This window comes from Streptomyces sp. NPDC055962, from assembly GCF_042270185.1.
In the GTDB taxonomy this organism is placed as follows: domain Bacteria; phylum Actinomycetota; class Actinomycetes; order Streptomycetales; family Streptomycetaceae; genus Streptomyces.
The window spans coordinates 110,356-117,071 of the sequence record NZ_JBHJYN010000018.1 but is presented as its reverse complement, the minus strand read 5'-3'; the positions used below and the strand labels follow the sequence as shown (position 1 = coordinate 117,071).

General features: G+C 70.4%; 6 protein-coding genes. 5 read left to right on the top strand and 1 reads right to left on the bottom strand.

Translation table 11 applies throughout. From position 1 onward, the window contains the following. Positions 1-251 precede the first annotated feature (251 nt). The 5 genes from ACFC51_RS33540 to ACFC51_RS33520 all read left to right on the top strand — a co-directional run bounded on the left by ACFC51_RS33540 (position 252) and on the right by ACFC51_RS33520 (position 5,411). On the top strand, positions 252-1,514 hold the full coding sequence (locus tag ACFC51_RS33540) for an ABC transporter substrate-binding protein (RefSeq protein WP_376380216.1): 1,263 nt from the start codon (positions 252-254) through the stop codon (positions 1,512-1,514). Between the two features lie 11 nt (positions 1,515-1,525). Next, on the top strand, positions 1,526-2,497 hold the full coding sequence (locus ACFC51_RS33535) for a carbohydrate ABC transporter permease (RefSeq protein ID WP_376532533.1): 972 nt from the start codon (positions 1,526-1,528) through the stop codon (positions 2,495-2,497). Between the two features lie 5 nt (positions 2,498-2,502). Then, positions 2,503-3,357 carry a carbohydrate ABC transporter permease gene (locus ACFC51_RS33530; RefSeq protein ID WP_376532531.1) on the top strand — a complete coding sequence of 285 codons (855 nt, stop codon included), beginning with the start codon at positions 2,503-2,505 and terminating at the stop codon, positions 3,355-3,357. An 8-nt stretch (positions 3,358-3,365) separates the two neighbouring features. Further along, positions 3,366-4,745, top strand: coding sequence for a GH1 family beta-glucosidase (locus tag ACFC51_RS33525; protein WP_376532529.1), 1,380 nt, complete (start codon positions 3,366-3,368; stop codon positions 4,743-4,745). Positions 4,746-4,991: 246 nt separating this feature from the next. After that, complete coding sequence (locus ACFC51_RS33520; protein ID WP_376380206.1) at positions 4,992-5,411, top strand: hypothetical protein; 420 nt, start codon at positions 4,992-4,994, stop codon at positions 5,409-5,411. Between the two features lie 30 nt (positions 5,412-5,441). Here the strand turns inward: ACFC51_RS33520 and ACFC51_RS33515 are convergent, their stop codons facing one another. After that, the gene (locus ACFC51_RS33515) at positions 5,442-6,671 is read right to left on the bottom strand and encodes an ROK family protein (RefSeq protein ID WP_376380204.1); all 1,230 of its coding nucleotides are present in this window, start codon (positions 6,669-6,671) and stop codon (positions 5,442-5,444) included. Between the last annotated feature and the right edge of the window lie 45 nt (positions 6,672-6,716).

The window sequence follows — 6,716 nt, the reverse complement described above, 5'->3', positions numbered from 1 at the left end:
CCACCGCCTACGAGACCTTCGACCCCACCACCGCAGCAGAACGCTCCATGGCCTTCGAAGCCCTCGACCAGCTCGCCATGGAACACCTCCTGGGCATCCGCTGACCCACCCCCCGGGGCACCCGGCACCACCACCGGGCGCCCCGGACCCTCCCTGCCGTGACCACGCCGAATCCGCGCAGGGTCTTGACCACCAGTCCGTGGGAGCGTTCCCATGGACCCCGGCCCCCCTCTCACCGCAAGGGCACCACCGTGACAGAACCCTCCCCGGACGGACGGATACGACGCCCCGGCCGCCGCACCAGGCGCCTCGTCGTCCCCTTCACCGTCGTCTCCGCGATCGTCGCCGGCACCGTTCTGTCGGGCTGCGGACAGCAACGGGACGAGGACGTCTACACCGTCATGAACTCCTCGACCGACGAGTCCTACCACCGCTGGGACGGTGACACCCTCGAACGCTGCAGCAAGGAGCTCGGGGTCACCATCGAGCAGCAGAGCGTGCCGGCGGCGCAGCTGATGACGAAGGCGCTGCGCATGGCGTCCTCGAAGTCGCTGCCGGACGTCCTCCAGCTGGACGCCTCCGAGATGCCGACGTTCGCCGAGGCCGGCGGGCTGATACCGCTCAAGGACCTCGGGCTGACCACGACGGACATCCCCGAGGGCATCGTCGACTTCGGTTCGTTCGACGGGGAGTACTACGGGGCCGCGCGCACGGTGAACACCCTCGCGCTGTTCTACAACAAGGACACCTTCGACAAGGCCGGCCTGGAGGTGCCCACCACCTGGGCCGAGATGCGGTCGGCCGCCAAGGAGCTGACCCAGGGCAAGCGGTACGGCCTGGCGCTCAGCGCGGGCGGCGCGGAGGACGGTGTCTTCCAGTTCACCCCGTTCATGTGGTCCAACGGCGGTGACGAGTCGAAGCTCGACACACCCGAGGTCGCCGGGGCCCTGGACTACTGGAAGGCGCTCCTGAAGGACGGCTCGCTCTCCAAGTCCACGGTCAACTGGACCCAGGCCGACGTGAACGACCAGTTCATGGCCGGCAACGCGGCCATGATGATCAACGGCCCGTGGCAGGTCGAGACCCTGAACTCCAAGAAGGGGCTGGACTGGGGCATCGCGGAGATCCCCGTCCCCGAGGCGGGCGACGACTCGGTCGGCCCGCTGGGCGGCGGCGTGCTCACCGTGCCCAACACCGGCGACACCGAACGCGAGAAGATGTCAGCCAAGATCATCGGCTGTATGTCGGGCGAGCAGGAGGAGATCTCCTACGCCATCAACAGCTGGATGGTCCCGGCCAACACCAAGGCGGCCGACACCTGGCGGAAGAAGACCCCCGAGCTGGCGGCGCTGGCCGACCAGGTCGCCACGGCCCGCTCGCGTACCGCGAAGGTCGGCGCGCAGTGGTCGTCCGTCTCGCTCGCCCTGCAGAGCGCCTTCCAGTCCGCGCTCACCGGCGAGTCCAGCGAGGCCGCTCTGAAGCGTGCCCAGCAGCAGGTCACGAGCGGGAACTGAGGTAACGAGCCATGTCATCCACCACGACCTCAGCCGCCGCGCCGCCGGCCGGCACCAGGACCGCCGACGCCGGAGCGGTCCGGAAGCCCGTGAACCCGCGGAGCGCCCGGCGGCGCAAGTCGCTCGCGCAGTGGGGGTTCATCGCCCCCGCCGTGATCTTCATGGCGCTGTTCTTCGGCTACCCGCTCGTCCGCAACATCGTGATGAGCTTCCAGGACTACTCGCCGTCCACCTTCTTCACCGGCGAGGCGCCGTTCAACGGCCTCGACAACTGGGACAACGTCTTCAGCGACGGACTGTTCGGCAAGGCCCTCTGGCAGACGATCCTCTTCACGGTCGGATCGCTCCTCGGCCAGTTCTGCATCGGTCTGGCACTCGCGGTCTTCTTCACCCGCCGCTTCCCGCTGAACGGGATCCTGCGCTCGCTGATCCTGCTGCCGTGGCTGGTCCCCATGGTCGTCTCCGGCATCGTCTGGCGACGCATCTTCGACCAGGACACGGGTGTGCTCAACTCCTTCCTGGGCACCATCGGCCTCCCCGGTGACACGCCCTGGCTGACGAGCACGAGCATGGCGCTGATCTCGGTGATCCTGGTGAACATCTGGATCGGCATCCCGTTCAACATGGTGATCCTCTACGGCGGCCTCCAGGAGGTCCCCAAGGAGCTGAACGAGGCCGCCGCGCTCGACGGCGCCTCCGCCTGGCGCACGTTCCGCTCGGTCACCCTGCCCATGCTCAAGCCCGTCATCACCGTGGTGCTGGTGCTCGGCTTCATGTCGACGGTCAAGATCCTCGATCTGGTCCTCGCCCTCACCGACGGCGGCCCCGCCGACTCCACCCAGACGCTGGGCACGCTCACGTACCAGAACTCCTTCGTCCAGATGGACTTCGGGGCCGGAGCCGTGGTCGGCAACATCCTGATCCTGATCTCCGCCGTCTTCGCGGTGTTCTACCTGCGGGTCAACCGCAACGAGGGGAAGTGACCGGCATGGCGACCACCACCCAGATCACCGCCGCCCCGGCTCCCGCCGTCCACCGGCCCAAGCGCCGCTGGGGTGCGACCGCCTTCGGCGTCGTCGTGCTCGCGGTCATGCTGTTCCCGCTGTACTGGATGGTCAACACCGCGCTGCAGCCGGACGCGAGCCTGGTCGACGTGGGCCCCGTCCCGAGCGGCGTGGACTTCTCCGGCTTCACGTCCGCCCTCACCGAACAGGGCGGCAACCTGCTCACCTCGCTGGCCGTGGCGCTCGGCGCCGTGGCCATCTGCCTGGCGATCTCGGCACCGGCGGCCTACGGGCTGGCGCAGTTCAACCTGCGCGGCGGCAAGACGATCGTCTTCGGCACGCTCATCACCCAGATGGTGCCGGGCATCGTCATCGCCAACGCCCTGTACAGCGCGTACGTGGACCTCGGCCTGGTCAACTCCTACTTCGGCCTGATGCTGGCGGACGCCTCCCTGGGCATCCCCTTCGCGATCGTGCTGATGCGCTCGTTCATGGTGTCGATCCCGCGTGAGGTCATCGAGGCCGCAGAGGTCGACGGAGCGGGCCGCATCCGTACGTTCGTCCAGGTCGTCCTGCCGATGAGCCGGAACTCGCTGATCACCGCCGGGCTGTTCTCGTTCCTCTACGCGTGGAGCGACTTCATGTTCGCGCTGACGCTGAACACGACGGACGACGTCAAGCCGATCACGCTGGGCATCTACCAGTACATCGGGGCGCACGTCGGCGACTGGGGCTCCGTCATGGCCGCCTCCGTGCTCTCCGCGGTGCCCGCAGCGGTCCTCCTCGTCCTGTCCCAGAAGTACATCGCCGCCGGGATCACCGGCGGCTCGGTCAAGTAAGGGTTCCCATGAGTGACTTCCCGGTCTTCCCGCCCGGCTTCGTCTTCGGCGCTGCCACGGCCTCGTACCAGATCGAGGGCGCCGTGGAGGAAGACGGCCGCGGCCCGTCCATCTGGGACACCTACAGCCACACGCCCGGCAGGACCGACGGCGGCGACACGGGTGACGTCGCCTGCGACCACTACCACCGCTACCCGGAGGACGTGGCGCTGCTCCGCGACCTGGGTGTGGAGTCGTACCGCTTCTCCATCGCCTGGTCCCGGATCCAGGCCACGGGCAGCGGGGCGGTCAATCCCAAGGGGCTGGACTTCTACTCCCGGCTCGTCGACTCGCTCCTGGAGGCGGGCATCGAGCCGGCCGCCACCCTCTACCACTGGGACCTGCCGCAGGCCCTGGAGGACAAGGGCGGCTGGCGCGTACGGGAGACGGCAGAGCGCTTCGGCGAGTACACGGCGATCGTCGCCGAGCACCTGGGCGACCGGGTGCCGCGCTGGATCACCCTCAACGAGCCGTGGTGCAGCGCCTTCCTCGGCTATTCGGTCGGCCGGCACGCGCCGGGCGCCCAGGAGGGCCGCGGGGCGCTGGCCGCCGCGCACCACCTGCTGGTCGGCCACGGGCACGCGATGACCGCGCTGCGCGCTGCCGGTGTCCGCGAGGCGGGCATCACGCTCAACCTGGACCGCAACGTCCCGGCCACGGAGTCGGACGCCGACCTCGCCGCCGTCGTCCGCGCGGACACCCAGCACAACCTGGTGTGGACCGAGCCGCTCCTCGCGGGCCGCTACCCGGCCACCGAGGAGGAGACCTGGGGCGAGCTGATCACCGGCCAGGACTTCCGCCGCGAGGGTGACCTGGAGCTGATCTCCCAGCCGATGGACTTCCTGGGCATCAACTACTACCGGCCGATCGTCGTCGGCGCCGCCCCGCACCGCGAGGCGGACCCGGCGCTCCGTGTGGCCACCGACAACCGGTACGCGGAGGGGACCTATCCGGACGTCCGCAGGACGGCCATGGGCTGGCCGGTCGTCCCGGAGTCGTTCACCGATCTGCTGACCGCGCTGAAGCAGACGTACGGCGACGCGCTGCCGCCGGTCCACATCACGGAGAACGGCTCGGCGGAGTTCGACGGCGTCGAGGCGGACGGCTCGGTCCACGACGCGGACCGGGTGGAGTACCTGCGCACCCATCTGACGGCCCTGCGCGCGGCCATGGACGCCGGTGTCGACGTCCGCGGGTACTACGTGTGGTCGCTGCTGGACAACTTCGAGTGGGCGCTGGGCTATGCGAAGCGGTTCGGGATCATCCGGGTCGACTACGACACCCTGGAGCGCACCCCGAAGGACAGCTACCGCTGGTATCAGCAGCTGATCGCGGCCCACAAGGCCTGACCGGCAGCCCGACTCCCGCCCGGGGGCGTACGCGTGGACTCCGCGCGTACGCCCCCGGTCCGCGTCCGGGGCCGGGAACCCTGCTCGGACGGCCCTCGGGAATGGCTCGATTCCCCTGGTGGACACCACGGGAACGCACCCCCAGGTGTACGTTCATGGCGCCTCGGGGGCGGGCGTGGCGTGCGAGGCCGTCGCCGGCCGTCCCGAGCAGTGGTCGAGTCACGCCTCAACACAAGGAGAACCCCCGTGCCCGTCACCACCGCACTGAAGACCTCGGTCACCCTCACGGCTGCCGCACTCCTCACCGCGGGCCTGTTCGCACAGACGGCGGGCGCCGCCGTCGCCCAGAACCCGTGGGCCGCAGCCGGCACGGTCGCCGACGTGGCCGGCGTACAGGCCACGGGCACCTGGCTCGCCGCCCCCGAGATCCGCACCTACTCCGTCGGTGCGACCGTCAAGGACACCGCGGACGACGGTTACGGCGCCCGCGTGAACATCCGTTCCGAGAGCGGTGACGGCGGCGAGGTCCTCACCAGCGTCAGCGCGTCGGGCAAGGGGGCCGTCACGAAGGAGAGCTTCACGCTCATAGGCAAGGTCAGCGTTCAGGAGTGCCTCACCGACCAAGGCGTCGACGTCGTGTGCGGCGAGCCCTTCCGCATCATCTGACCCTCTCGTCCCGCCGGCGGAACCCGGCCCTCACCGCACGGCGAGTGCGGCCGGGTTGTCCAGCACGTCGTGCACCACCCGGGCCGCCGCACCGCGGGCGGCGTCACCGGAGAGGGACGAGGCCCGCAGCCGGCTGCCGCTCTCGTGCCAGCGGCCGGAGACCACCCGGGCGGTGAGCTGGGCGTCCGCCGGGCCCTCGAGCCACGGCATCAGGCCGCGGTAGATGCCGCCCAGCACGACCGCCTCCGGATCGAAGAGGTTGACCGCACCGGCCAGGACCACGCCCAGCCGGTCCCCCGCCTCGTGCAGCGCGGTGACGGCCCGTTTCTCCCCGGCCGTCGCCCGCTGCTCCAGCTCGGCGATCCCGCGCACGCCCGTCCCGGGGTCGATGCCGGCTGCCCGCAGCAGGGCGGCGCGGCCCGCGTACTGCTCCAGGCAGCCGTGCGCGCCGCACCGGCAGAGCGGGCCCTGCGGGTCGACGACGACGTGGCCGATCTCGCCGGCGAACCCGTGGGCGCCGCGCAGTATCTCGCCGTTCACCACGAGGGCGCCGCCGACGCCGGTCTCACCGGTGAGATAGAGGAAGGTACGCACGTCGCCCAGCCCGCCGAACCACAGCTCGGCCAGGGCCGCCAGGTTGGCCTCGTTGCCGGAGCCGACGGCCAGTGCCCGGCCGGCCGGGCGCAGGGTGCTGAGCGCCTGCCCGAAGATGCCTTCGGCTGCGACTCTGCTCCAGCCGAGGTTGGGGGCCTGCCGGACGACTCCGCCGGAGACGAGTCCGGGAAGCGCCAGTTCGACGCCGACCACGCGCAGTTCCTGTTCCCGGGTGGAGGCGATGACACGGTTGGTGAGGCGTGCGGCATGGGCCAGCACCTCGGCGGGCGGGACGTCGCGGTGGTCGGTGTGCTCGGTGACCCGGACCCGGTCGGTGCCGGTGAGGTCGACGGCGCACACCGACACGTAGTCGATGTTGATCTCCACCCCCAGCCCGGCCGGCCCCGTACGGGACAGCTTGAGCACGGTGCCGGGGCGCCCGGCCGATCCGCTGGAGGTCTTGCCGGACTCGCTGAGGCAGTCCAGCGAGAGCAGTTCCTCGACGAGGGAGGAGACGGCGGCCCTGGTGAGCCCCACGAGGCCCGCAACCCGGGCCCGGGTGACCTCGCCCTCGTCACGGACGGTCCGCAGGACCAGGCTGAGGTTGTGACGCCGCACGGACTCGTGTCCGGCCTTGGCCGCCGGCGAGGTGAGGTTGTTCTTCATCAGACCGTCGAGCCTAACGGCGAAGGGCCGCACCCCCGGGGTGCG

What these genes read in the sequence shown, in the direction of transcription:
- ACFC51_RS33515 (WP_376380204.1), bottom strand. Translation starts at nt 6,671, where the DNA reads ATGAAGAACAACCTCACCTCGCCGGCGGCCAAGGCCGGACACGAGTCC.
- ACFC51_RS33525 (WP_376532529.1), top strand. Translation starts at nt 3,366, where the DNA reads ATGAGTGACTTCCCGGTCTTCCCGCCCGGCTTCGTCTTCGGCGCTGCC.
- ACFC51_RS33535 (WP_376532533.1), top strand. Translation starts at nt 1,526, where the DNA reads ATGTCATCCACCACGACCTCAGCCGCCGCGCCGCCGGCCGGCACCAGG.
- ACFC51_RS33530 (WP_376532531.1), top strand. Translation starts at nt 2,503, where the DNA reads ATGGCGACCACCACCCAGATCACCGCCGCCCCGGCTCCCGCCGTCCAC.